At 51.3% G+C, this 26639-nt stretch carries 21 protein-coding genes, 2 tRNA genes and 1 pseudogene; 17 read left to right on the top strand and 7 right to left on the bottom strand.

Annotation, left to right across the window (positions count from 1 at the left end; genetic code table 11):
* Positions 1–3: 3 nt before the first annotated feature.
* From HWX74_RS06710 to HWX74_RS06690, 5 genes are all read left to right on the top strand, one after another.
* Positions 4–444: an FdtA/QdtA family cupin domain-containing protein gene (locus tag HWX74_RS06710; RefSeq protein WP_176012813.1), complete on the top strand. Its 441-nt coding sequence runs from the start codon at positions 4–6 to the stop codon at positions 442–444.
* A gap of 72 nt (positions 445–516) precedes the next feature.
* Positions 517–1608 (top strand): DegT/DnrJ/EryC1/StrS aminotransferase family protein, encoded by a 1092-nt coding sequence (locus HWX74_RS06705; protein ID WP_217704878.1) that lies wholly within the window; start codon positions 517–519, stop codon positions 1606–1608.
* Complete coding sequence (locus HWX74_RS06700; RefSeq protein WP_176012811.1) at positions 1605–2579, top strand: glycosyl transferase; 975 nt, start codon at positions 1605–1607, stop codon at positions 2577–2579. Before HWX74_RS06705 ends, HWX74_RS06700 begins: the two co-directional genes overlap by 4 nt.
* Before the next feature lie 115 nt (positions 2580–2694).
* Positions 2695–2771: transfer RNA gene (locus HWX74_RS06695), tRNA-Arg, on the top strand.
* A gap of 24 nt (positions 2772–2795) precedes the next feature.
* Positions 2796–2872: transfer RNA gene (locus HWX74_RS06690), tRNA-Arg, on the top strand.
* 281 nt (positions 2873–3153) lie between these two features.
* Here the strand turns inward: HWX74_RS06690 and HWX74_RS06685 are convergent.
* From HWX74_RS06685 to HWX74_RS20450, 3 genes are all read right to left on the bottom strand, one after another.
* Positions 3154–3984 carry an endonuclease/exonuclease/phosphatase family protein gene (locus HWX74_RS06685; RefSeq protein ID WP_176012810.1) on the bottom strand — a complete coding sequence of 277 codons (831 nt, stop codon included), beginning with the start codon at positions 3982–3984 and terminating at the stop codon, positions 3154–3156.
* A gap of 3 nt (positions 3985–3987) precedes the next feature.
* Positions 3988–6480: a DUF4091 domain-containing protein gene (locus HWX74_RS06680; RefSeq protein ID WP_176012809.1), complete on the bottom strand. Its 2493-nt coding sequence runs from the start codon at positions 6478–6480 to the stop codon at positions 3988–3990.
* A 110-nt stretch (positions 6481–6590) separates the two neighbouring features.
* A complete protein-coding gene (locus tag HWX74_RS20450; RefSeq protein WP_217704877.1) occupies positions 6591–7337 on the bottom strand; it encodes a type II secretion system protein in 747 nt (248 codons plus the stop codon).
* A gap of 372 nt (positions 7338–7709) precedes the next feature.
* On the opposite strand from HWX74_RS20450, the gene HWX74_RS06670 reads away from it, so the two are divergent.
* Entirely contained in the window at positions 7710–8231 is a 522-nt protein-coding gene (locus HWX74_RS06670) for a hypothetical protein (protein ID WP_176012807.1), read from the top strand.
* Positions 8232–8275: 44 nt separating this feature from the next.
* Here the strand turns inward: HWX74_RS06670 and HWX74_RS20445 are convergent, their stop codons facing one another.
* From HWX74_RS20445 to HWX74_RS06655, 3 genes are all read right to left on the bottom strand, one after another.
* Positions 8276–8614, bottom strand: a complete 339-nt coding sequence (locus tag HWX74_RS20445; protein ID WP_217704876.1) for a transposase — start codon at positions 8612–8614, stop codon at positions 8276–8278.
* Between the two features lie 355 nt (positions 8615–8969).
* Positions 8970–10310, bottom strand: coding sequence for a hypothetical protein (locus HWX74_RS06660; protein ID WP_176012805.1), 1341 nt, complete (start codon positions 10308–10310; stop codon positions 8970–8972).
* Between the two features lie 287 nt (positions 10311–10597).
* The gene (locus HWX74_RS06655) at positions 10598–11638 is read right to left on the bottom strand and encodes an IS630 family transposase (protein WP_176012804.1); all 1041 of its coding nucleotides are present in this window, start codon (positions 11636–11638) and stop codon (positions 10598–10600) included.
* Positions 11639–12031: 393 nt separating this feature from the next.
* Between HWX74_RS06655 and HWX74_RS06650 the strand changes: the two are divergent.
* From HWX74_RS06650 to HWX74_RS06620, 7 genes and pseudogenes are all read left to right on the top strand, one after another.
* Positions 12032–13275, top strand: a pseudogene (locus tag HWX74_RS06650) (IS1380 family transposase).
* Between the two features lie 288 nt (positions 13276–13563).
* Positions 13564–14220, top strand: a complete 657-nt coding sequence (locus HWX74_RS06645; RefSeq protein WP_176012803.1) for a hypothetical protein — start codon at positions 13564–13566, stop codon at positions 14218–14220.
* A 392-nt stretch (positions 14221–14612) separates the two neighbouring features.
* The gene (locus tag HWX74_RS06640) at positions 14613–16316 is read left to right on the top strand and encodes a 2-isopropylmalate synthase (protein WP_176012802.1); all 1704 of its coding nucleotides are present in this window, start codon (positions 14613–14615) and stop codon (positions 16314–16316) included.
* A gap of 36 nt (positions 16317–16352) precedes the next feature.
* Complete coding sequence (locus HWX74_RS06635; protein ID WP_176012801.1) at positions 16353–17408, top strand: D-alanyl-D-alanine carboxypeptidase family protein; 1056 nt, start codon at positions 16353–16355, stop codon at positions 17406–17408.
* Positions 17409–17497: 89 nt separating this feature from the next.
* Positions 17498–18877, top strand: a complete 1380-nt coding sequence (locus HWX74_RS06630) for a sodium-dependent transporter (protein WP_176012800.1) — start codon at positions 17498–17500, stop codon at positions 18875–18877.
* 15 nt (positions 18878–18892) lie between these two features.
* A complete protein-coding gene (gene rmuC / locus HWX74_RS06625) occupies positions 18893–20200 on the top strand; it encodes a DNA recombination protein RmuC (protein WP_176012799.1) in 1308 nt (435 codons plus the stop codon).
* A gap of 126 nt (positions 20201–20326) precedes the next feature.
* Positions 20327–22366: an ankyrin repeat domain-containing protein gene (locus HWX74_RS06620; protein ID WP_176012798.1), complete on the top strand. Its 2040-nt coding sequence runs from the start codon at positions 20327–20329 to the stop codon at positions 22364–22366.
* A 49-nt stretch (positions 22367–22415) separates the two neighbouring features.
* On the opposite strand, the gene pyrF is transcribed toward HWX74_RS06620, so the two are convergent.
* Positions 22416–23231: an orotidine-5'-phosphate decarboxylase gene (gene pyrF, locus HWX74_RS06615; RefSeq protein WP_176012797.1), complete on the bottom strand. Its 816-nt coding sequence runs from the start codon at positions 23229–23231 to the stop codon at positions 22416–22418.
* A gap of 219 nt (positions 23232–23450) precedes the next feature.
* Between pyrF and HWX74_RS06610 the strand changes: the two genes are divergently transcribed.
* The 4 genes from HWX74_RS06610 (at position 23451) to HWX74_RS06595 (ending at position 26623) form a co-directional block, all read left to right on the top strand.
* Complete coding sequence (locus HWX74_RS06610; protein WP_176012796.1) at positions 23451–24032, top strand: sigma-70 family RNA polymerase sigma factor; 582 nt, start codon at positions 23451–23453, stop codon at positions 24030–24032.
* A complete protein-coding gene (locus HWX74_RS06605) occupies positions 24029–24466 on the top strand; it encodes a hypothetical protein (protein WP_176012795.1) in 438 nt (145 codons plus the stop codon). The genes HWX74_RS06610 and HWX74_RS06605 overlap by 4 nt, the downstream gene beginning before the upstream one ends.
* A 28-nt stretch (positions 24467–24494) precedes the next feature.
* The gene (locus HWX74_RS06600; protein ID WP_176012794.1) at positions 24495–25247 is read left to right on the top strand and encodes a hypothetical protein; all 753 of its coding nucleotides are present in this window, start codon (positions 24495–24497) and stop codon (positions 25245–25247) included.
* A 167-nt stretch (positions 25248–25414) separates the two neighbouring features.
* Positions 25415–26623 (top strand): class I SAM-dependent methyltransferase, encoded by a 1209-nt coding sequence (locus HWX74_RS06595; protein WP_176014550.1) that lies wholly within the window; start codon positions 25415–25417, stop codon positions 26621–26623.
* Positions 26624–26639 lie beyond the last annotated feature (16 nt).

The raw sequence follows: 26639 nt of genomic DNA, 5'->3' as shown, positions 1-26639 counted from the left end.
AAAATGGATCAAATTGGCCTCAAAGTCCGTCACAGTGGACGGATCGAATTGAAACGGATAGTCGATGAACGCGATGGCGCTTTGTCGATCATCGAAGGGCGGCGTGATCTGCCGTTCGACATCCGGCGGGTTTATTATATCAATCAGTTGGAAAATGGTTCCAGCATCCGGGGCAAACATGCGCACCGTCAATTGCAGCAGGCGATTTTCTGCATCAATGGCAGCTTTATTCTGTCACTGGATGACGGAGTGGCGAAACAGGACATTTTGATGTGGCGTGATCATATCGGTATTTATATCGGTCCCGGCCTCTGGCATACGATGCACAGCTTTTCCAGCGGTTGCGTATTGTTGGTGGCGGCCAGCGATTATTACGAGGAAGCGGATTACATCCGGAATTATGAAGCTTTTTTAGAATTCGTCCGGCAGTCGGATGACGGATGAAGATGGAACGTTTTGTGGTTGAATATCAATCGATTCAGTTGATCGATCAATAAAATGACGGAATATCAGGAAATGAAAATACCGCAATGCAGCCCCCTGGATAATTTCCGGAAAAAACAGCCGGAAATTTTGAAAGCAATCGGAGAAGTGCTGGAAAGCGGTCGTTATATCCTCGGTCCGGCGGTGGAAAAATTGGAACGGGAATTTGCCGCTTTCTGCGGTTGCCGGGGAGCAATTGGGGTTGCCAATGGAACCGATGCGGTGGAGCTGGCCTTGCGCAGCTTGAATTTGCCGGCCGGCAGTCTGGTGGCCTGTCCTGATTTGACGGCTTCGGCAACTGCCGCCGCCATCCAGCGCGCCGGTTGCGAAGTGTTGCCGATCGATTTGGAACCGGACACTTTTACGATATCGCCGCAGGTCTTGCACCAAGCCTTGGCGGATTTTGATATTCGGGCGATTGTGGCGGTTCATCTTTACGGGCAGCCGGCTGATTTGCCGGCGATTTTATCGGTGGCCGACGGCCGGCCGGTTATTGAGGACTGTGCTCAGGCGCACGGTGCGCTGCTCGACGGCCGCCGGGTTGGAGTGTTCGGATATTGTGGCGCTTTCAGTTTTTATCCGACTAAAAATCTCGGCGCCATCGGCGATGGCGGCATGATTGTCTGTGATGATCCGGAATTGCTGGAAAATTTGGCTGTTTTGCGCCAGTACGGTTGGCGGCAGCGGTTCGACAGTGCGATTCGCGGCGTCAACAGCCGTTTGGATGAACTGCAGGCGGCGATTTTGCTGGTGAAACTGGCGGAATTGGAAAAAGACAATCGGCGGCGCCGGGAAATCGCCGCCCGGTACGATGCCGGTTTTCGCGATTTGCCGCTTCAAATTCCGAAAATCCGTCCAGGAGCGTTTCCTGTCTATCATCAATATGTGATTCGGGCCGGCGACCGTGATGCGTTGCGGGAATTTCTTCGGCAGCGGGGAATTGCCACCGCAATTCACTATCCGAAAGCATTGCATCAGCAGGCTGCTTTTCGTCCGTCCGTCGGTCGGGTATTTCCGGAAGCGGAAGCGGCGGTCCGGGAAATCCTCAGTCTGCCGATGTATCCGGAATTGACTGAAAATGCGGTTGAAACGGTTATCGCGGCGGTCCGGGAATTTTTCAGATGAAATATTTTGCCACCTATTTCGATTCCGGCTATCTGGTGCCGGGAGATACGTTGTTTCGGTCTTTGAAAAAAAATGGCGGAGAGTTCCGGCTTTTCGTCGTCTGCCTGGATGACGAACTTTTCGAACTGCTGTGCTGTCATGGCGAACCGGAGCTGGTGCCGTTGCGTTTGGCGGATATTGAAGCTTTTGATCCGGAATTTGCCGCCACCCGTGCCACCCGCAGCCGGGTGGAATATTATTTTACACTCAGTCCGGTTCTGCCGCTGTATCTGCTGCATCGTTTTCCGGAATTGGACAGCATCACCTATCTGGATGCCGATTTGTATTTTTACAGTCGTCCGGAACCGCTGTTCGCCGAACTTGGTGACGGGGCGGTGCTGATCATTCCGCATCGTTTTCCGGCTGAAATCCGCTGGCGGGAACAGTTTGGTGTTTACAATGTCCAATTTCAGATCTATCGACGCGATCCGCGGACATTCGCCATTCTGCATTGGTGGCGGGAACGGTGTCTGGAATGGTGTTTTGACCGGGTGGAGCCAGCCCGGTTTGCCGATCAGAAATATTTAGACGAATGGCCGGAACGGTTTGCCGGTGTCGTGGTTTCCCGGTTGCCGGGAGCCGGTCTGGCACCGTGGAACTGGAGCAATTATCGGTTGAAACTGGGAAATGACGGCATTTTGACGGTCGATGACGAGAGATTGATTTTTTATCATTTTCAGGGATTTAAATTGCTTTCGAATCATTTGCTGTACCATAATCTCGGTTCTTACGGCAAAGTGATGAACGCTTCCTTATTGACTTTCTTTTACGGCAATTACCTTGCTGAACTTCGTTCGACGATTGCCCGCTGGCGGCAACTGGAACCGGAAAGGGAATTTTCATTGATTCGGAAAAGCAGCCGGGATAAAAAAACTTCAATCCGCAATCTGTTGTCCGCTGTGGTCCATCGCAATTTGATGTGGGTAAAATAAGAAATTGAAAATGATCGGCAGCCGGGAGTTTTCCACTTTTCTCTGATCGTTCCGCTTGCAATTTCGATAATCTTCGGTATATTAATCGTCACGTCTTGAAAAGACATTGTGGTATGCACCCGTAGCTCAATTGGATAGAGCGTCTGGCTACGGACCAGAAGGTTAGGGGTTCGATTCCCTTCGGGTGTACCAGTTTTCCGAATTCTCCGGGCGTGTGCACCCGTAGCTCAATTGGATAGAGCGTCTGGCTACGGACCAGAAGGTTAGGGGTTCGATTCCCTTCGGGTGTACCAGTTTTTGCCAAACGGATTCTCTGCTCAACTCCATTGTTTCTTTGCGCTCATTTGAAACCCCTTTCAGATACTCTTTTAATTTAGCACATGTTTCAATGGGGGCAATATATTCTCCGCAAAGAAGCATTTGCCATTTCTCAGACGTTGAATTTTCGTGGCGGCAAGGCGGCGGAATCGCGGTTGCCGGACAGCGGAGGGCAATGGTGAAATCAGGACAAACAAACAATCGCTTCCGGCCGGGTTGATGATTGCCAGGAGCGATTGTTGTTTGTACGAATGAATTAGTAGGCGACGGCCAGTGCCTCCGGCGAACAATTCCGGACTTTGGCGGCCACCGGGACGAAGTCGAATTCGGCGGCGACGAAGTAATGATCGCTCGGGAAACGGCCATCGATCGAATCTTTGACGATGGTAGCGGTCCGCGGCAGCAACTGGCCACGACAGAAGACGAAATCCATCTTGCCGTAATGCGGAATGTTGTAGCGCGGTCCGATGAAGTCGTGATAGGTGAATCCCGGTTCATTTACCTGGTGAATCGCGGCATAAGTATCAATCCAGCCATTTTGCAGAAAGCGCTGAATGGCCGGGTTGACAAAATCGCAATTCATGTCGCCGGTCAGAATTTGCGGCAGGTCCGCCGGCTGCGCCTGGCAATCGGCATTGATGACGCCGGCTTGTTCTTCGCGGGCTGGCTGGCTGATGTGGTCCAGATGGGTATTCGTGAAACGCAGCTTGCGACCGGTCTGCCGGTCGCGGAGCAGGGCGGCGTTGGCCATGCGAATGCAGTTGCTGTCCCAGGACTTGCTGCCGCAACGGTCGGGAGTCGCCGAAAGCCAGTAGGAGTGACCGGTGAGCAGTTCGTACCGGTCGCGGCGGTAAAAGATCTGATCCACCGGATGTCCGCCGGGCTCGTCGATAACGCCGAATGAATCGTAGTTGCCGAGTGCGGAAAACAGGTCGTCGTGCTGATCCTGACGCATCTCCTGAAAACCGATCAGGTCCGGCGCGTGGCGCCGGATGATCTCCGCGCAGACGGCGCGGCGGTTGGCCCAACTATATACGGTATCCGGAGCGCTGCTGACCCGGATGTTGCAAGTCATTACTTTAAACATTTTTCACCATTTTATTTTTGTATTGTCGCCGATCTCGTTGAGTATTTCACCGATTTTGTTGCGCAGTTGCATGAGCTCGGCGCCATTGCGGGTATAATCCCAATCATTGGCAACCAGATGATTTTTGATGTCGAGCAAATCTTGAATCTGCGTGATTTGTGCTTTGGTCAACTGGATACGCCGGGTTTCCGCTTCGCGGAGCACATATTTGAGCAGTTGGAGGTATTCATAGTCTTCGAGGCCGTCACGAACCAGCTTGAGCCGCTGTGACGGCACCGGTCCGTCGACGCCGGGATAAAGCAGGAATCCATCGCCGTTGACATCGCCATAGCCCTTGCCATCCTGATTGGTCAGCGGGCCACCTTGGATATAGTCGCTCCAGTCAGTCGGTTGTCGGACGACCTTGCCAGCGGCATCGGTCTGGTCGCGAAAGGTGTTCCAACGTACGATCGAATAGTGCAAGAATCCCTGGGTATGCAGTTTTTCGGCCATGAAGCCGGTCAACAGCCGAGTTCCAGTCGCCGGCGATTCCAGCAGCCAGTTGGCCGAAGGCGGCTGCGGCACCAGGCAGACGTAATACCATACCTCTTTGCCGCGTTTGCGGGCCGCTTCCACGGCGTCGTAAAACTGAATGTAGCGCGTCGTCAGCGGCACCCAGATATCGATGGCATCGTCCATCTGCGTGTCCAGACCGAAGCTGTAATCAATCGCGGTGGTCATCAACCGCAACTTGGGATAAGCTGCCTTCAGTTTGCCCATCGCTTCACGCACTTCGGCGATCTGTCCGGTCGGGACCTCGTCGAACCCGTAGACGTACACGCGATCCCAGCAGTCGTGCTGGTCGATAATCGGCTTTAATTGCTTGAGCCATTCGAGTGAACGGTTGAGCTCGGAAAACTGGCTGATAAAAAAGAGACAGATATTAGTATTGCCTTCGGCGATCCGTTGCTCCAGTTCGCGTTCGCTGATCGGATAGGGACGGTAGATCAAATCGATCGGGATGCGGCAGGAACGGATTTCCGTTTCATAACGCTTCATCATTTCAACGAGTTGCCGCGCATCCGCGGAGAGCTGTTGTTCCGTCAGTTCGCCCCGCAGATACCGGTCGAATTCCGCTCCGGAAACCGCCGGATCCTTGCCGCCATAGAACGTCTTGAACCAGGATCGTTCGAAGATGGACGCGATGGCCAACGGCAATGAATTGGTCGACGGCAGACGGAAATTCCAGACCAGCACCTGAAGCGGTACTTTGATCGGCGATTGCAGTTCATTGGCGCGGATGCGCAACTCCCCGACATACAGACCGGGCGTCTGTTCGGCCGCGGCCGCCGCTTCGACCCAGATCGGCTGCCAGGTCAGTTGCGGCAGGTCGAAGTGATCGAGGTAGTTCAGCAACGGGTCGGGAGTCCAGCCGGCATAGGGCGTGTAATAATCGGGCTGACGGGTATTGACATAACCGACCGGCATGACTTTGATTGCGGTTGCCGGGAAAAGGTTGCCATTGCCATCTTTCAGATCGCCGGCCAGCTCGACGCTGACATCGGTCAGATCTTTGAGGCTGAACAGCAGCAACTGATTGGCTTCCGCCTCGTTTTGCGCCAACTTGATGATGTTGTCTTCGCGGTCGTAATCGGGCAGCAACCGTTCGGTCCGATAGATGCGGTCAATCGAATTGCTCCAGCGGGTGGATACTTCGCTGCCGCTGCCGAGATCGCGATTTTCTTCGGCACTGTATTGATTGGCGATGATACCAAGTTTGCCGAGGTCGGGATCAGCCGCCAGTTGCCGTGCCTGGCGCAATGCCGGGAGCAGTTCCTCGGTGGTTTGCGCCTCCTGGGCGGTCTGCCGGATCGCGGTGATCATCTTGGCGTACTCATTGCGGACATCAATAACTTCCTGGGGCGCCCGCATGCTGTTTGCCGGATATCTGAGCTCGCTGGCCGCGAGTTGCAATTCCCGCTGTTTGTCAGCGAAATCCCGGGTGACCAGTCGCCAGTTGGCGAGGTACAGATCCAGCGGTGACTGCGGTTTATGCAAATAAAGATGCGCTTCCTCGATCGGAAACATCCGGATGTCGTCGGTCAGGTAGAATCGGCATTGATTGATGCCGGAATTCAAGTTGAAGAGATCGCTCTTGCGCAGTTGCCCATACGGGTCCTTGAATCTCACCTGCATTCGCAGCTCAATCGGATAGTCGGTCGGGTTGTACACATCAAGCACTAGATAATCGTAATCCTGCCAGTCGGTCGTTGGCATTTGCTCGGCGGTGATGATCAGTCCGGGCCATTGATCGCTGACCGGGAAATGGAGCTTGGCCGAATGACTGCCGTTGATCAGGAAGGTGTCGGCGCTGATGGCGGCGCCTTCTTTGGCGGTGCATTTCTGCAGTTCGGCGGGGGTGGCAAAGGTGTTGAGCTCAAATTGCACCGGATCGGCGGCGATGCATTGTAAGACGCAGAAGAAGAGCGGAAACCAATGATAGATTTTCATTTTCATAACAGGGTACGCACTTTTTTTTAGCTGATATTTCATTAGAACGAGACCGCAGCGGTTGATGCCGTTGCGGCCTCAGTTAAGATAACTCGGAGAAAAGGGCGGTGTCAATCTCAGTTCGCGTTGTAGAACCAGAATGGAGAGTAACGCTTATCCTGGAATGGCCGGAAGTATTTGACCGCATCGGCGCGGCAGGCAGTCCGGTTCAGGCCGGTAGCACTGCCGTCATAGAGCAACGCATTGGTTGAATGGTTGGAGTGCCGCGGATAAATCGGGTACCAGCATTTAAGTCCAAGGCTCGGATTGTACAGTCCATTATCATTGGACGCGCACTGCGCAGCGGCATCGAAGAGGTAGCCTTCCACCTGGCCATTATCTACTTCTGTTTTTGACAACGAGTCGGCAAACATTACCGGCGTCGAACCTTCAAGTTTAGAGAGAAGCGTAGCCATTTTTACCATTGGAGCGCGGGAATCGTTGTGGGCAAAACCAAATGTACGATTATTATGTCCGATTGTTGTCTTGTTCTGGTATAACGCGTCATCAATCCATTCGCCGGTACCGGCCGGACACAGAAAAACGTTTTTATCGAGGCCGTAATCTTCATTCAACATGACCTGCCAGGAAACAGTGGCGTTGCGTTTTGCACTCCGAATAGCTGCTGCCATCGCCCAATCATCGTTATCCAGCAAATACATATTAGTCATCAGTCCCAATTGTCTCATGTTGCTGCGGCAACTGATTTCCTGTGCTTTGCCCTTGGCTTTGCCGAGCGCCGGCAGCAACATGCTGGCGAGAATGGCAATAATCGCTATGACAACCAATAGTTCGATGAGTGTGAAAGACTTTTGTTTCGACATGTTCATGATCTCCTTATCTGGTTTTTGGACTGTTGTAATTTTCTTTGATTTATCGCGTAATCATAGTAATAGTATAGCAAAATTTTTGACAAAAGGCAAGATGAACGTGAAAGATTCTTGTTTCGACATGTTCATGATCTCCTTATCGGATTTTTGGGCTGTTGTAATTTTCTTTGATTTATCGCGTAATCATAGTAATAGTATAGCAAAATTTTTGACAAAAGGCAATAGGTAAAATGAAAAAAGTGAAAAAAAAACGGAACCTTAATGCCTCATCGACGATATTTGACATGGTTGAGGTTATCACCGGGAAAATTTCGCGATGAACCAAATGATGACAAAGAGTCCCCCCATGGGGAGTAACAGGGGGATTTGTTCAAGGCATTGTTGCGAGATATCGTTTCCCCGCGTCATGCGATGGAAAAACTTGCCGATGCAATTGATTGGCAAAGTTTTGAAGACGGGTTGGAGGCAAGCTTTTGTGTTGAAAACGGTCGTCCCTCCTGTCCGGTCCGCCTGATGGTCGCGTTGCATTATCTCAAATACGCCAGCGGTCAGTCGACGATGTCGCGCAGGCGCAAGAGACTTGCCAAAAGCGGTGCCGAAAAACTGCTCGAAGAAAGTCTGAAAACCGGACTGTGTGAAGGCTTTATCAAAAAATCTGAACTGACCCGGGTTAATGTAGACAGTACCGTTCAGGAAAAAGTCGTACGCTATCCGACCGATGCGCGGCTTTATGACCGATTGCGTGAACGTCTGGTAAAATCCGCGCAGAAAAACGGTATTGAGTTGCGGCAGACTTACGAACGGATCGGTAAAAAGTTTTACGCAGTCACAGCAGTTACGCGAAAGCAAATCAGTTCAAGCGAACCGGAAAAGCGACGAAACAACTGAAAACTTTCCTCGGATGAGGTCTTCGGGACATTAATAACTTATCCCTAAATAAATGCAAGTTTTCTATAAATAATCACGCATGCCGCCAGTTGAAGCAATGCTTCATATGCGGCATGTGTTTTTTCAAAACGCACCAGAAGTTTTCTGAAGCGATTGAACCATGAATGGGCCACTTCCACAATCCAACGTCGAGCTTTATAACCTTGCCTGACTGCAATTCCTCTCCTCTCCTCTCCTCTCCTCTCCTCTCCTCTCCTCGCTTCCAACGGTTTTCGTCCCGCTCCGCGACGACGCTGATACTCTTGATTACTATCACGCCTTGCACGAGGAATCAAAGGTTCGACCTTCGACCAAAAAGCATCAGAGACTTCCCACGAATTCATTGCCATGTTCACCTTCTAGTGTTTGATGATAATATAGCGATATTTTTCATGTTTTTAAATGTTATTTAGGGATAAATTCTAAATCTTCTTTAGATAGAAGTATTCCGATTTCTTTTTAAAAGTACATTGATGCTGGCGGACCAGAACCACTGCCGCCGTCACCATCGCCACCAAGCAAATTTCAGTCAGGCTGAGGGGCAGCCCAGCATCGGCAAACAGGCGGCTGGTTCCCAAACAACAGAAGGCTGCCAATAGGCATTTCTACAAAGCCGATTGTCTTTTTCCCATTCCTGCTTTCTTAGATTAGTCTTGCTGACTGGGAAGAATTCTGGTCGGCAAAATGAAGAATATCTTACTATTCCGTCGTCGATTCTTCCGCGGCCACTCCAGCGAAGAGTTTTTCCCAGTCGGCCTGATTGTCATATTTTTTCATCAGATCGGTTAAGAATTCGAGATTGCCGTGATCGTACAGGATTTTTACTTTCCGAGCATTATAAGAGCTCGGGTACTTCATCAGCCAATCCAACAATTGTCTCCCTCGCTCAGTTAGTGTGTAAATCCCAGTTTCTCTATCAAAATCATATCCCCACACCACAAAAGCAGCCATCATTCCCGCAGCATAGGCTTCGGAATCAGCAGAATATTCTCCGGAAGACAAACGATTATCAATTGTCTCACGAACAAAAGCAAAACGCTCTTCAAAAGGCAAAAATGATCGGAACAACCGTATCCCATTAATTTTATTTATGAAAGAATGATCAAAAGCACCAAACATCTCAGATATTTCTAGCGAAGAAATCGTACTATTGAAACTATAGTCACTCATCAAGTATAAAAACAACTCTCGAATAGTAGGTGATTTTTCCCAAGATTTAGCCAACAAAACTTTTAAATTGATAGCCGATAAATTAATCGGATTAGGAGTACAAAATGACTCAAATTTTGGATCAAAAGAACAAATCTTTTCTCCATCATCCCCATTTCTTAATAAATGATATCTCAATTCACTCGGATAATTATACAAGAACAGATAGCGTTCAGTTTGACTAATATAGCCTTTATCTCTTTCCCATAACTGTGGTTTGATAGCTGGCCAATTTTCCCACCAGAGAGCCGAATCTCCTGTTAATAAAGCACGTTCTCCCATAAATTCCATTGGTACTTCAAATGCACGAATTGTCGAACAAAGATTATTTAGCAAAAGATAAGTATAAAAAGAATATTCTTCCGATTCATAGTAATATCTCCAAGCAATATAACAAAGAAATGAAAAATTTATATCCTCCAAAGCATCAATTGGATACAAATGAATCATGTAATCAATCATATCCTTTTGCAGTTCTCTATCAACACCCATCCTTAGCCGATGCAAATCTGGATTTTTACCATTTTTTTCAATATATTCTCGTAAAGACGGTTCTAATAATTCAATAAAATAACACTTTAAATCATATCCTCCAAATGTAACATGCTTTTCTCCATATTGAAACCAACTTAATTCTGCTTCCCCTGGAGCAACAGAGAATTCCAATACACGTACTGTATAGTTATTTATCTTAGCATCCAAGCTTTCTATATTTGCGTGGAAATGTTCATACAACCTCAATAAATCTTTAACATCTTGTAGTTGATCATTATATGTTCCAAAAACTTTCACACAAAACAAGAAAAATATCATCAAAAACTTTATCTTCATTTTATTACCTTTATTTTATTAATATCCCCGGAATTCATTTTTATTCGGTTCAAAAGATGCCGGAACCAGTCCTGGATCGTAAAATCTTAAAACTTTGGATCCATTACCTTCAAAATATCTATCCCAATCAATAGGCAATGGTATCTCATGGCTTTCCAGCAAAGCCTCCAATTGTGTTTTCAAAGAATCGGGATCTACAATTCCTTGTCCCAATAAAACATCCCCATCATGATATTATAGTATTATTAAAACTTCTTACACTGCCCCAATATTGTACCGGCAACTAACTAACTTGCATATAAAACAGTCTTGGAATGGAATAATTTCTTGATTCGTTCCGGTTGTTCAGCTATCATTTCCATATGTTGCTTGGCATGTTCGGTTATTTTTCCTTTGGCGCGTCCCAAGGGCTTGTTGTTCAGATTTGATTTCAAGTCGCGGTTGAGATATTCATCCGGGTTCAGGTCGGGACTGTAGCTCGGCAAGAAAAATAACTTGATGAAAGCCGCGTTTTCCTGCAGAAAGCCAGTCAACGTTTTGCTGTGGTGAACCCGCAGGTTATCCAGAATCAAATACACTTTCCGCTCATTTTGACGAATCAGACGTTCCATGAATTGGATCAGGAGTTGAGCCGTCATCGTTTCGCTGTAAAACATGAAATGAGTTTTCCCCTGGTTGGTAATCGCGCTGATCATATTAACTTTTTCGCGTACCGGATTGACTGCTTGCACCGGGGGGTTGCCTTTCGGCGCATAACTGCGGCCCTTAGCCTCGTCATTGCGAATTCCTGTTTCATCCCCCCAAAAGATATCCGCATCTTCTGATTTTGCCAGCTTTTTGATTCGGGGATACTCCTCAATCAGCCATTTTTGAACGTGCGCCTCATTGCGCTGATAAGCTTTCTTAACTGGTTTTTGCGGCGTAAATCCCCAGCGTTTCAAGTACTCCCCCATGGTTCGGACTGGTATTTCGATTCCAAACGAAATCTTGATGTGCAACCGTACCGCCTGACGAGTCCAGAGCGCAAATGGCAATTTTAACTGATCCGGACAATGGTCGACCAAATCTTTCCGTATCTTACTCTCTTCATGCGGAAGCAGACGGCGTCCAAAGCCGACTGGACGACCGCATTTCTTTACTTTCAAAGCAGACAAGCCGCTTTTTTTCCACTTGCTTATCCACTTGCCCACCGTGTTGCGGTGCGCTCCGACGATTTTTCCGATTTCTGTACAATTATTACATTTGCCGCTTTGATACAATCTCACGGCCTGCTTGCGCCGCTCTTCAAGAGCGACCTTATCGAGTTTTCGGGCATCTTGAGTTTCCATGATGATAATATACACCATCAAGCAAATATTGCACGTATGTTAATTGCCGAATCTATATGTAGCAACATAATCATCAATATATGTCTGCATTAATCCAGCAAAATCATTTCTAGCCGCATAGTCTGAATCACGGTAAAATTGACCCTATCTGAACCATAAGAAATAGTCGCCTCACCCGCCACTGTAGGATAACTCCACACATCAACAGCAATACTGTCCCCTCCCCAAATAGTACCAAGTGGAATCCCTTCAAGATAAAGAATACATTTTCGATTCTGCTTACTTAACCCTAACCTGAATATTGCAGGGATTTCGCAAAACGAAGGGGCAGATTCTAGATTAACATATTATACTGTAATATTTTACGTCACAATATCATGCCGAGGTCTGTCTATGACAAAATATAACGACTCAATTCCGTTCTTTCAAGGTCCGAACAGCAGAAAAATCGAATTCAATTTCAGCGGCGGCGATATCAGCAGTGACAGCGGGTTGCTTTTTGTCAAAGAATTCAACCGCAAACTCAGTTTGCCCCGGCGCGCCGGTAAACTGCTGGATTCTTTTGATATTCGACAGCCCGAAAAAGTCAAATATTCCCATCAGAACATGCTTCCTCAAAGAGTCTTTGCGCTGATAGCCGGCCATGAAGACCTCAATGACTATCATGACTTGCGAAACGATCCGCTGATTCAAACCGTTGTCGGCCGCGATCGTCAACTCGCTACTCCAAGCACTTTGTGTCGATTCGAAAATGGAATCGATTGCCGGATTTGCGTTGAATTGAGCCGATTGTTTGTCGAATTCTTCGTGGAGAGCTTTTCCACACCACCTCGAGAGTTGATTCTTGATTTCGATGCCACTGACGATCTCACCTACGGAATGCAGGAAAATCGTTTTTTTCACGGTTATTATGATCACTATTGTTTTCTTCCGTTGTATATTTTCTGCGGGGATCAATTGCTTACGGCTTACCTGCGCCCGTCAAAAATAGATGGAGCCAAAACATACCTGGACAATTCTCTCACTGCTGGTGAAGCGTTTTCGGCAGCAATAGCCGAAGGTCAGGATTCTTTTCCGAGGAGACAGTGGTTTTTGTCGGCAGAAAATACTGAATTGGTGTGACAAAAATGAAGTCAAATTCATCGTCGGACAGGCGAAAAATTCAGGTTTGCTGGAGTTATCAAAAGATTTTCAAGCTCAATTCGAATATGCAGCAGGAACCTGGAAATATCCCCGCCGGGTGATTGCCAAAGCGGAATTCAACAGGCTTGGCCCCAATAATCGATTCATCGTCACCAATCTTGATAATGACGGACAATATCTTTATGAAAAAGTCTATTGCGCCCGCGGAGAGATGGAAAACCGGATCAAGGCGCAGCAACTGGATCTTTTCGCAGATCGGACTTCGGCTTTTACTCTCAAGTTTGGCATATATCCTTATGGAACGGTTTCGGGCATTGCTTCTGAACGGAATGAAATTTGCAGAAGCAATCTGTGACAATATTCACTTATACCTGGTGAAAATAGGCGTTATTATTCGGCGAAACACAAGAAAAAGCAACGTTGCTCTTTCAAGTGCCTGTCCAAATCAGGAAATCTTGCGCTTGATTGCCGCAAAAATCAGTGCTCTTGAGTGAGCCATTTGAGAACTGTCCCCGGCTTGCTGAATAACAACGGGGGTAAGGGGGCTATGCTCAAATCATGGAAAAGAAGTGAAAATGTAATCCAAAAATGCAAGCTTTCGATTCCGATTCCCATTTCCTCAAGTGACAAAACCTTCATGCAACATTCAGGTAAATGGGAAGCAAGTCATCCCGCATCATGCAAAGAGCGAAAAATTGTTTTACTTTTTTATTGCATTTTAGCTTTCCTCTTTTATAGTAAAATTGGTTTTTATTCCGTAAAAACAAGAAAGGAAGCAATCGATGAACCGGTGTCTTTATCAGTTTTGTCTTTTATTTGCCGTTGTCTTTCTGTTTGGTTGCGGTACAACTCCGTTGCTGGATATTCCATTCGATGAGTCGGAATGGCAGGAGCCGGATTCTCGCTTGGTTGGCCGTTGGAAATCCAATGGCGGCGAAGAGCTTATCGTAGAATCAATGGAGAAGAACTTATTGCAGATTCACATTCTTTCGAAAGATGAAAGCCAAAAACCGCTTCTTCCGCTGATCGGTGCCGTCACTGAATTTGAAAAAAATACTTATCTGATTGTTTTTGCCGATATAAAAAAAGTTTTACAGGAAGAGTACGATGAAGATTCCGCGTTTTTCCTGATCCCGGCTTTTTATTTATTTCAAATGGAAATTCAAAATGACGATTTGATTTTAAAAATGGTTTGTTTTGCCGATCAACCATCCCAGAAATTGTCTGAAGAGAAGGAAAGCGTTGTTCTTGAAACATATGAAATTCCTGAATCGAATTGGCGGCCTTTTTCGCCGGAAGTAAGGATGAAAAGAAATCTGGTGCTGAATGCGGGAAAAGAAGTCAAAGAGCTGATTCGTAATAAATTGTTTATCTTGAAGGATTTTAGCGCGTTGAAACGAATCCCGGTTTCCGTACCGGAAAATTCTCAATCGGATTGATTGCTTCCGAAAAATCGGGTGTCGTTTGTTTGACGCTACCTGATTTGCCGGAATTGTTCCGGATTCGGCGCAAGGGTGGTATTTTCTCTAGGGAGAACCGTCTTTGGGACAAAATTTGGCTGTTTGGAACAATTGGGGCTTGCGCAATGATTCGGGTATTGCCGCATTCCGTCTGATGAAATGTTCTCCATTGTTCCGGGAAAAACACCCGGTGTTTTCGAAAATCCTCGACCGGCGGAAAAATATCATATCTTCTTTTTAGCAAAAAAATCGGCAAAGAAATTGGCGATTTAAGCCATTGGTCGGTATATTACTCTTTTAACAAAAATCGATGAGATCCATTCCCCATTTTCAATCAACGGCGGTCAATGGAACAAGATAGGAGTTTTCATATGAAAGAGTATCCGAAATATCGCTATCCGGCTCCGATTTCGATTCCGGACCGCCAATGGCCGGATCGGATCATCACCCGGGCGCCAGTCTGGGCTTCGGTCGACCTGCGCGACGGCAATCAGGCTTTGCCGATTCCGATGAATCCGGATAAAAAGCTGGAATATTTCAATATGCTGGTCAAAATCGGCTTCAAGGAAATTGAAGTGAGCTTTCCTTCGGCGTCCCAGGATGATTTTGATTTTGTCCGTCGTTTGATCGAAGAAAATTTGATTCCGGCTGACGTGCGCATTTCAGTGCTGACCCAGGCGCGGCAGCATCTGATCGAGCGCACGGTGGAGTCATTGCGCGGCGTTAAGCAGGCGATCCTGCACTGTTATGTGGCGAGCAGCGATTTGCACGGCCGGTTTGTCTTCGGCCGCAACCGCGATCAGGTGAAGGAGATGGCGGTGGATGGAACCCGGATGATCAAGGATGCGCTGGAAGCGGCCGGTTTGCTGGATCGGGTCGGCTATGAATTTTCTCCGGAGGAATTTACCGATACCGACCTGGACTTTGCGGTGGAGCTGTGTACGGCGGTCAAAGAGACCTGGGGGGAAGCGGTCCCGGCAAATTTCATTTTGAATTTGCCGGCGACGGTGGAACGCCGTCCGCCAAATCAATACGCCGATATGATTGAATATTTTTGCCGGAAATATCCTTATCTGGCGGAGACGACGGTCAGTCTGCATGCCCACAACGATCAGGGATGCGCGGTTGCCGCCAGTGAAATGGCATTGCTGGCCGGAGCGACCCGGGTGGAAGGGACCATTTTCGGGCATGGCGAGCGAACCGGCAACCTGGATATTTCCGTGCTGGCTTTGAATCTGCATTCCCGTGGCGTGGAAACCAATCTGGATTTTTCCAATCTGCCGGAGATCGTCCGGATCGTCGAGGAAGCCAGCGGCATCGAGGTGCACCCGCGCCATCCCTATGCCGGGCAGTTGGCTTTCACCGCCTTCTCCGGTTCTCATCAGGATGCGATCCGGAAAGGGATGGAACACCGGGAAGAGATTGAGGAATTTTTCGAGCAGGGTTGGAAAATTCCTTACCTGCACCTCGATCCGGCCGATGTGGGCCGCAGCTATGAGAAACTGATCCGCATCAACAGCCAATCCGGCAAAGGCGGGGTCGCCTATGTGCTGGAAAAGGAATTCGGCATCTTTCCGCCGAAAGCGATGCATCCGGCGATCGGCACGGTGATTCAAGCGTTGGCGGAAGCCAGTGGCGGAGAGTTGGATTCCAAACAGTTGTATGATGGTTTCTTTGCCAATTTCGTCAATATCAGCGGTCCGTACCGGTTGACGGACTTTTCGCGGGAAATTCTCGCGCATGAAAACGGCGATTGGATCGGGGTTAAATTCCGGCTCGGTTACCACGACCAGGAGTACTGGCTGACCGGGGAAGGCAACGGACCGATCGCCGCGGTGGCTTCCGCTTTGAAAACGTCCCATATCGTGCCGCCGTTCGAACTGGAGGATTTTTCCGAACGGACGATGGGGCAGGATGCCAATGCCAAAGCGATGGCTTTCGTCGGCATCCGGTACGGGGATGAGAAGCGCAACGGTCTGATCTACGGTTGCGGCATTCACTCGAATATCGACCGGGCGGCGATCGCCGCTCTGATCAGCGCGTTGAATCGCGCCTATTATAAATTCAATGTTTGAACCTTGGTATTCTGGCGGTCATGAAAGGAAGTCGCGATGCAGAAAAAGCCGGTAAAAAAATCATCCTCTTCAGGCGGTAGATTCATTGTCATTCTGTTGCTGGTTGCGATTATCATTGCTGTCAGCATCTGGCTGTTGCGGGGCTGTTCCGATTCGTCGCCGCAGGTACCGGAGATACCGCAGGAAGAAAAAAAAGCGGAACCGCCGCCGCCGCCGAAAGTTTACAAGTACCGGAAGCCGTCGGAAAATCCCAGATTCGGCGAGCAATTCATCTATCGCAATGCGGTGGCCGGCAACATTCCCAATTTACCGTTGAGCCAAAAGGCGGGCAGCGGTATTCTGGTTGACCTGAATACCCGGGAAGTGCTTTGGCAGAAAAATGCGGCCAGCGGCGTGCCGATTGCCTCGATGACCAAGATGATGACTCTGTTGCTGACCTTCGAACAGTTGGAGGAACGGGAGGGGTTGACGCTCGATACGCCGATCAAGGTGAGCGTCGCCGCCTATAAGATCGGCGGCAGCCAGGTTTATCTCGATCCGCGGGAAACATTTTCGCTGGGGGAATTGATGAAGAGCGTGGCGATCAAAAGCGCCAACGACTCCGCTTATCTGATTGCGGAGTATCTCAATGATCAGGACATTCCCGGTTTTGTGGCCAGAATGAACCGGCGGGCGGCGGAACTGAATATGCCGGGGACCCGTTTCGTCAATCCGTACGGCCTGCCGAACAATGCCGGCGAAAATTCAATCAGTTCGGCCGAAGGCATGGCCATCCTGGCCGAACATCTGCTGGAGTATCCCAAATTGCTGGAGTGGACCAGTACGGTGCGCGCGCCGTTTCGTGAACCGGGTTCGCCGAACTGGCAGGATATGACCAATACCAACAAACTGGTGCGTGATTGCCCGGGCGTTGACGGGATGAAGACCGGTTACATCGGCAAATCCGGCTTCTGCCTGACTGCAACCTGCCTGCGGGGCGGCCGGCGTCTGGTTGGGGTGGTTACCGGGTTCGATACTTCGGCCAATCGCGACAAGTTCATGCGGCAACTGCTTGATTGGGGCTATCAGCGGGCGGCGGAATTACAACAGTAGAATTGTTGATGATAAATTAGTTATATGACATGCCGGGAAAATAACGGGTATTTGACGGATTGTTCTGTCGGCAAAAGCGAAGGAAATCAATGGCGAAACAGCGGGAAAGTTTGAGTTCACGGCTGGGATTTTTGTTTCTGGCCGCCGGTTGCGCCATCGGTCTGGGGAATATCTGGCGTTTTCCGTTTATCACCGGGCAGAATGGCGGCGGCATGTTCGTGCTGCTGTATTTGCTGTTCCTGCTGATCCTCGGTTTTCCGATTCTGGTCATGGAACTTTCCATCGGCCGGGCTTCCCGCCAGAATCTGGTCGGCGGTTACCGGAAGCTGAGCGCCGGACATGGCAAGTTTCCGTGGCAGAGGCTGGGCAGTTTGTTTTTTCTCGGCAACCTGTTGCTGATGATGTTCTACACGACGGTTTCCGGTTGGCTGCTGGCATATGCCTGGCATTATCTGACCGGCGATCTGGCCGGCTATCGCGGCGAAGGAATCCAGCAATTTTTCGATGGCCTGGCCGGCAGCAGCACCGACAGCATTCTATATATGGCAATCGTCGTCGGTTTGGCGGTTTTCATCTGTTCGATCGGCCTGCGCAACGGCGTTGAAAACAGCGCCAAAATCATGATGTCGGTGTTGCTGCTGATGCTGATCGTTTTGGCGGCCAAGGCGTTGATGATGCCGGAAGCCGGCCGTGCCGTGCGTTTTTATCTGGCACCCGATTTCGCTAAGTTCAGTTCCGTCGGAATCGGCGAAGTGGTTTATGCGGCGATGGGGCAGGCCTTTTTCACTTTGAGCCTCGGCGTCGGCAGCATGGCGATCTTCGGCAGTTATATCGAGCGGGAGCATTCGCTGACCAAGGAGAGTTTGTTCATCATTCTGCTGGATACTTTCGTGGCGATCCTGGCCGGATTAATCATCTTTCCGATCTGTTTTTCCTACGGAATTGATGTCGGCGCCGGGCCCAGATTGGTGTTCGTATCGTTGCCGAATATTTTCAACGATATGGCCGGCGGCCGTTGGTGGGGGAGCCTGTTTTTCATCTTCATGACCCTGGCGGCATTGACGACAGTGGTGGCGGTTTTTGAAAATTTGATCGCTTTTTTGATGGATGAAGGCAAAATGCGGCGGATTGCCGCTACTCTGACGGTCGGCATCGGCGTTTTTTTTCTTTCGCTGCCTTGCGTGTTGGGATTCAATGCCTGGAGCGGCGTTCAGCCGTTCGGCCCGGGATCGACGATTCTCGATCTGGAGGATTTCATCGTCAGTCAGAATCTGCTGCCGCTGGGGTCGTTGTATGTGTTGCTGTTCTGCGTCATGCGTTACGGCTGGGGCTGGAAAAATTTTCTGGCCGAAGCCGATGCTGGTTCCGGGCTGAAATTTCCGCACCGTTTGAAATACTACTTTTTCTGGGTGCTGCCGGCGATCATCCTGATGATTTTCATCGTCGGTTACTGCAAGAAATTCTTTTGAAACGGGTGAGGTGACATGGAAATTGCAATCGTCATTTTGGCCGTAATTCTGCTGGTGTCGGTCGGAACGGTTTTCCTCCTGCTGCGCCGCTTGGCCGCCGTCGCCGGTTTGGAAAGCGAAGTGGCACGGCTGCGCGGCGTGGAAATGCAGGCGGAAAAAGCCGGCGCCGAATTGACGGAACTGGCCGGCCGGAACAATGCGCTGCAGTTGGAGGTGGTGCAGTTGAAGATGGAATTGCAGCATCAGCAGGAGTTGGCCCGGGACAGGATCGCTTTTCTGGAAAATAGCGAAAAACGCCAGCAGACAGAGTTTGCCAATCTGGCCAACCGTTTGTTGGAAGAAAAAGGCAGACAGCTCAGCGAGCAGCACCGTGAAAAATTATCGCAGCTGGTGACGCCGTTCAAGGAGCAGCTCAAGGAATTTCGCGAGCGCATTGACCGGGTGCATGAAGAAGAACTCAAGCAGGGCGCGACGCTGCTGACCCAGATCAGACAGATGCAGGAGACCAGCAACAAGGTCAGTGCGGAAGCCAACAATCTGGCGGCGGCGATCAAAGGGGACAAGAAAAAACAGGGCAACTGGGGAGAGCTGATCATCGAACGCCTGTTTGAAAGTTCCGGCCTGGAACGCGGCAGGGAATACGAAGCGCAGGTGTCGCTGGAAACGGAGAACGGCGGCCGGTTGCAGCCGGATTTCGTCGTTTACCTGCCGAACGACCGGGCGGTGATCGTCGACTCCAAAGTTTCATTGCTGGCTTACGAGCAGTTTTGCAATGCGGCGACCGAAGAGGAGCGGCAGGCGGCGCTGGCCGCCCATCACCAGGCGGTCAAAAATCACATTCAGGGCCTGCGCAGCAAAAATTACCAGGATTTGCTGAAAAATAATACGCTGGATTTCGTCATCATGTGCATTCCGATCGAACCGGCTTATCAGTTGGCGTTGTACCCCGACCACACGATGCTTTATGAACAGTCGCATTTGAATGTTGTGCTGACCGGCCCGTCGACACTGTTGATTACCTTGAAGTTGATCAACCAGATTTGGCGGCGGGAAAAGGAGAACCGCAATGCCGCCCAGATGGCGGTGGAATCCGGGAAAATGTTCGATACTTTCATGGCGATGCTGGACAACCTGGCGGAATTGGACCGGGCGCTCGGCGCGGCCAGAGGTTGTTACGACCAGGTGCTCAAACGGATCAACAGCGGCAACAACAACATTTTGCGCCAGATGGAACGCATTCGTTCGCTCGGAGCCAAAACCAGCAGGCAGCTCAGCGTCAAAGCCGGCACCCTGCTGGAAAACCGTGACGAATCACTGTCGTGAAAACTTTCCCCCTGTCTTAAACGATTTCTGAAAAAGAACGATTTTTTATTTGTAAAAATTTTTCGTCATGCTATCCTTTTTTATCGGGTTGAGCGAGGCTGACAAACCGGAATCGGGAGGTTTCAGATGAAAATCGGACTTGTCGCAATGGGATTGGGAGCGTTGGTCATGGCCGTTGCCGTTGCCGATGGGCCGTGGCTTACCGTGGCGGAGCAGGTGGAACGACAGTTGCATGAAGCCCTGGCGCAAGGCAACCGTTTCCGATTTCTTTTTCAGTTGGAACGATATCGGACGGAGCAGGAGTATCTGCAGCGTTTTTTTGCGATGCTGTGCGCCGATTTGCAGCAATCTTTTCCTGACCAGCAGGTATCGTTTCTGGCGGCAGCGTTGTTGAATTCGGACCCCGGTTCGGCGATCCGGCTGGAAATTCCGCCGGAGGCGAACAAAAAATGGCGGGAGTTGCTGAATGCCTGGAATGAGTTGGTGGAAACTCGGCCGGCCGATGGCGAATGGTTGAAATTACTGACGCAATATCAGAAAACTTCGCCGCTTTTCGAATTGGTCGGCCGGTTGCGTTATCAGCAGCAAACCGGTGCGACGGTGCGCAACTCGCTTTTTACTTTTCCGTTTGTCGCGTTGGCCAGGGCGCATAAAAACGACCCGGATTACAATCAGATGCTGTATCGGGTATCCCGGGAAATGCCCGGTTTGCCGCGTGTTTCCGAATTGAACGACCAGGAGTGCGACTCCTGGCTGGTCAAAATGCTCAAGGGAGAGCTGGAAATCAAGGCGGCCTGGGAGGCGCGCGGTGGCGATTGGGCCGATAAGGTGACGGAGGATGGCTGGCGCGGTTTCGGCGAACATTTGAATCGGGCGGCGGAATTTTTCACCGCCGCCGATGCTTTGCGTCCGGAACTGCCGGAAGCGGCGGCCCGGATGATTACGGTATGCGGCGGTGACGGCAGCAAAGGCGACAAGCTTCAATGGCTGCGGAAATCAATCGCCGCCCAGGCCGATTATGCGTTGGCTTTCAATCAGTATCTGTGGTTCAGCCGGCCGCGTTGGGGCGGGCGGCTTTCGGATTTGGAGGAGTTCGCCGAAGCGTGTCTGGAGGCGGATCTGCCCGGCACGCTGGTACCGCTTTTCGGCTTGAAGGCTTTGGAAATCATCATTGAAGAGCAGGAGTTCTGGCAGTATCAGCAATTGTTTCATCTTCCCGGTCTGCGGGAAAAATCGCTGGCCGCACTCGACCGGCTCGAAGCCGAAAATTTGCTTATTCCGGGCGGGCGGCGGTTGCCGCTCCTGCGGGCCGGCGTGGAATTCAGCAGCGGCAATTATGAGGAGGCGCAGCAGTTGGTGGAGAGTTACGGCCTGCAGCGTTATGAGGACGATTTCAACCGTGACGGTCCGGTGATCGGCTCCTTTCATTGGCTGCACATTCCAAGATATCGCTATTTTTTTACCGGACCGCACCGGGAGGACTGGGATCGGGTGAACGCCGCCTGCCTGGCCGGCGATTGGAATGGCGCGGTCCGGGAAATGCGGCGCATGTGCATGAGTGGAGAATACGCCGGAGCGGAAAGGGATTTCCTGTTGGATTTTTATGGACTGACCCGGGCGCAAATGGATATGGCAACCTGCCGCCGGCGGCCGCTGTTCTGCCGCCTGACGCTGGAAAATGACCACAGTCGCCATGACAAATTGATTTTGGAATTGCTGAGGTTCGGGATCAATCCCGATATTCGGGATTCGTACGGCAATACGGCGATCAAATGGGCGATGATGCCGCAGAATGGCATCCATATTCTGAAGGCGCTGATCGACGCCGGCGCGGATCTTGAAAATCCCAATGAAGATGCGGTAAGCGTTTTGATGGACGCTCTTTCGCGGAAAGAGGTTTCGATCGAAAAACTCACCATGCTGATTGATGCCGGAGCCGATGTCAATGCCGAAACTTACAAAGGCGACACGCCGATCATGTATGCCAGCAATTTCAATCATCCGGAGGCGGCTGAACTGCTGCTGGGGCGCGGCGCTGAAGTCAATGCCGTCGGAACCGACCATCTGACGGCGTTGGATTACGCTTTCCAGCAGAATTTGCCGAAGATGATCGCATTGCTCCGTAAACATGGCGGAAAACGCTACAACGAATTAAAAGAAAACTGAGAAGTAAACGCTCCGGGTGTGAGAAATGCGACCCGGAGCGTTGATTTTTTTATTTTTTGAAATCGTTGATCAGATCGCGCAGAATTCTGGCGGCTTCGCCGGCCGCCGGCGCAAAATTTTCCCCTTTATCCGCATAGATGATGCCGCGTGACGAGTTGATGATCAAACCGAATCCGTCCGGCGTCGTTCCGTTGGCGACCACTTTTTCGACATCGCCGCCCTGCGCGCCGACGCCCGGCACCAGAAACGGCATTTCCGGACAGAGTCGGCGGATGCGTCCCAGCTCTTCCGGATAAGTTGCCCCGACCACCAGCAGCGCGTTGCCGTTGTAATTCCATTTGTCGCGGGCCAGTACGGCGACGTGTTCATAAATGGTTTGCCCCTCGTAGATCAACTCCTGCAGTTCGCAGGAACTCGGATTGGAGGTCCGGCACAGGATGATCACGCCCCGGTCGGCGTAGTCGAGAAACGGCTTCAATGCGTCGGTTCCCATATAGGGATTGACCGTCACGGCGTCGGCGCGGTAACGTTCGAACGCTTCCAGCGCGTATTGCGCCGCGGTAGAACCGATGTCGCCGCGTTTGACGTCGAGAATCACCGGAATGTCCGGATAGCGTTCATGCAGATAATCGATGGTCATCTTCAACTGGTCGTCGGCGTCCTGTCCGGCGTAATAAGCCGCCTGTGGCTTGTAGGCGCAGACGTAAGGCGCCGTGGCGTCGATGATCGCCCGGTTGAATTCGAAAATCGGCATCGTTTGATGCCGGAGGAGTTCCGGCAGCTTTGTGAGGTCCGGGTCGAGCCCGACGCAGACCATCGAACGATTGCGCCGCCAGACGGCGTTGAGTTTGTCGATGAAATTCATGATGGCAAAGGGTCTTTCCTGCTGTTGTTTCGAGTGTTTTTTCCTGCTTTAAAGATAGCATTTTTCAACCGTTTTACAATCTTTGCCGGCGATTTCGGCGCGGAAACGGCCGCCGGCGCGGCCCAAGTTATCGGATTTTTGCCCGGCCGGTTTTGCAAAAAAAAAATGAAGACGTACATTTTAGTACAATAAAAAACGAGTGGAATGCGTTTTAAAGGTATGAAGATGACGGAATCGGCGGCGCGCGGCGACTATGATTTGATCCGGGGTTATCTCGACGGCAGGGCGGAAGATTTTGATTTGCTGTACGAGCGGTATCGTCGTCCGGTATACGCTTATTTGAATAATTTGCTGCCGCCGGCGGCCGCCGATGATTTATTTCAGCAGTTGTGGCTCAAAGTCATCGACAAGTTGCCGAATTACCGGCACCGGGATCGTTTTCCGGCATGGTTGTTCCGCATCGCCCATAATCTGGTGATCGACCAGTTCCGGCGGGAAAAACGGCGCGGCAGTGAAGTGGCGCTGGATGAACCGGAGGTTCCGGAGTTGGCGGAGGTGCGCGGCGAACCGTGGCGCGGTCTGGCCAATGAGGAGTTGCAGCGGGCGTTGGAAGCGGCGTTGGCGGAGTTGCAGACAGAGCAGCGGGAAGTGTTCCTGCTGCGGCAGCAGGAAATGAGTTTCCGGGAAATTGCCGCGCTGCAGAAGTGTTCGATCAATACGGCTCTGGCGCGTATGCAATATGCGTTGAAGAATTTACAGAGAAAATTGCAGAGTTGGGCTATGCCGGGAGGTGAAGTATGAAAAGTAAATTTTGCGCAATCAATCGGGAAGCCATCATGGCGGCCGATGATGAATTGCCGCCGGAAGTGGTTCAGCACTGTGAACGCTGCGCCGATTGCCGGGAATTTGCCAGATTATGGAATCGATTTCGATCCGTCAAGCCGTCCGAACGAATCATTCCGGCGGCGGTGGAGTCGCGCATCAAAGCGGCGGCCCGGCAGCATTGCCGGCGGCGGCCGCTTCTCAGAATGCGGATTTTTGCCGTCGCCGCCGCAGTCCTGGTGCTGTTGATCGGAGCGGCGACGATCCGGGGCCGCCAGTTGGCCGCCGAACGCCGGCAGCAGACGGGTGTTTATCTGGAGGAGTGGGACTGGAGCGGTTTTGAGCAGGAAAGTCTGGCTTTGACGACGGCTTTGTCGCTGGGGGAAGTCAGCTTGCCGGAGTATGGCGAATAAAACACCGGAAAAGGTGGAGAACATGGCAATGAAGAGAATTTATCGAAGTGTTTGGTTGGCGGCGTTGTTGCTTTTCGGCGGCATCGCCTCCGCGGCGGGGCAGCCGGATGAGCAACCGGACCGGTTCGGGCCGCCGCCGGATTTGCCGGATGGAAAGCCGGATCGATTCGGACCGCCGCCCGGGCCGCCGCCCGATAAGAAAGAACGGGACGGCCGCCGCCCCTGGATGCGTTCCTGGGGACAGGTTCGCAAAGTGTTCGATCAGCTTCCGGAAGCGGAACGGCAGAAAATGGTCCTGCTGATGAAGGAGGATCCGGAAGAGTTCCGGAAAATCATGTTGGAAAAGCTGGTGGAGCTGGAAAAGGAAATGCAGCGGGAGTTCGGCGAGATGCGCGCCCTAATCAGGCAGTATCAGAATTCCGCCGACAAAGCGGAACAGGAGACGCTCCGGCGGAAGGTGCATGAAAAAATTGCCGCGGAGTTTCAACGGCAGTTGAAGGAGCATCGCAACATGCTCGAAGAGATGCGGAAGCGCCTGAAAGATTTGGAAGAGAAGTATCAGTATCGGGAAAAGAATGCCGACAAGATCATTGATGCCCGTTTGGAGTTCATGTTGAAGCACGGCTTGGAGCTGCCGCCTCCGCCGCCGCCGGAGCGGGAAATGGGGTTCCCGCCGCCGGAAGAGGAGATGTTGCCGCCGCTGCCGCCGGGAATGGAGAAAGAATCCGGCGAGGCGGAACGGAAGGAAATCCCGGAACAAGACCAAAATACGAAAGGCTGACCAGCGCCTTTTCAATAAGTTTCCCTCTCTCTTTTCCCCTTGAGCCTTCCGCCGGTAACGGCGGGAGGCTCTCTTTTTCGCGGAAAAAGCGGTCGTTTCATTTGGTTTTTGAGCTTTCGGCGGTTATCGTATCAGCCGAAAAAGAGTTCAACCCAACAGGATCGATTATTTTGAATCAGCTTGAAAAACGTCTCGTCTTACGTCCCGGCCGGGAAAAATCGCTGCGCCGTCGGCATTGGTGGATTTTCTCCGGTGCAGTCCGGGAGGTGACCGGCGAGCCGGCCGTCGGTGATGTTGTGGAAGTATATTCTTCCGGCGGCGAATGGTTGGCCCGGGCCGGTTTTTCGCCGGCTTCCCAATTGCAGGCCCGGATTTGGACGTTCGATCGCAGCGAGGCGGTCGATGACGATTTTTTCCGGCGCCGGCTGCTCCGGGCGATCGCTTATCGCCGGGCGCTTTCCTTCAACCGTCCGACCGACGGCTATCGATTGGTGGCTTCCGAAGCCGATGCCCTGCCGGGGCTGATTGTCGACCGCTATGCGGATTGGCTGGTGGTGCAGTTTCTCAGTGCCGGCATGGAACCGTTCCGGCGGCGGCTGGTCGATTTGTTGCTGGAATTGCTGCCGGAAATTCGCGGCATTTACGATCGTTCCGATGTCGGCGTCCGGGCAAAGGAGGCGCTGCCGGAAACGACCGGCGTGCTGGCCGGTGCGACGGTGCCGGAACAGGTGGTCATCACCGAAAACAACCTGCGTTTTGCCGTCGATATCCGGCATGGACACAAGAGTGGTTTTTATTTCGACCAGCGTTGCAACCGGCAGGCGGTGGCGGAAGCGGCGAAGGGAGCTGAAATGCTCAATTTGTTCGCCTACACCGGCGGTTTCGGGGTCGCCGCCGCGGCCGCCGGGGCGGCGTTCGTCACCAATGTCGACAGCTCGGCGCCGGCTTTGGCGCTGGCGGAGCGGAATTTTGCCTTGAACGGTATTCCGGCGGACCGCTATGAAAATATCGTCGACGACGTGTTCGAACTGCTGCGCCGCTGCCGCCGGCAGAAGCGGCAATTCGATCTCATCGTCCTCGATCCGCCGAAATTTGTCGATTCGCAGAAAGCGCTGGCTCGCGGCTGCCGGGCTTACAAGGATGTCGCCTTGCAGAGTTTTCATCTGCTGAAGCCGGGCGGGAGGCTGTTCACCTTTTCCTGTTCCGGTCTGATGACGCCGGAGTTGTTCCAGAAGATCACCGCCGACGCCGCTTTGGATGCCGGGATCGAAGGCGTCATCGTCCGTCGTCTCGGCCAGGCGCCGGATCACCCGACCGCCTTGAACCAGCCGGAGGGTTTTTACCTCAAAGGGCTGGAGGTGTACCGGACGCGTTGAAACGGACGGTGGGAAT

The organism is Victivallis sp. Marseille-Q1083 (genome assembly GCF_903645315.1).
Lineage (GTDB): Bacteria > Verrucomicrobiota > Lentisphaeria > Victivallales > Victivallaceae > UMGS1518.
This window is presented reverse-complemented; position numbering and strand designations above follow the sequence as displayed.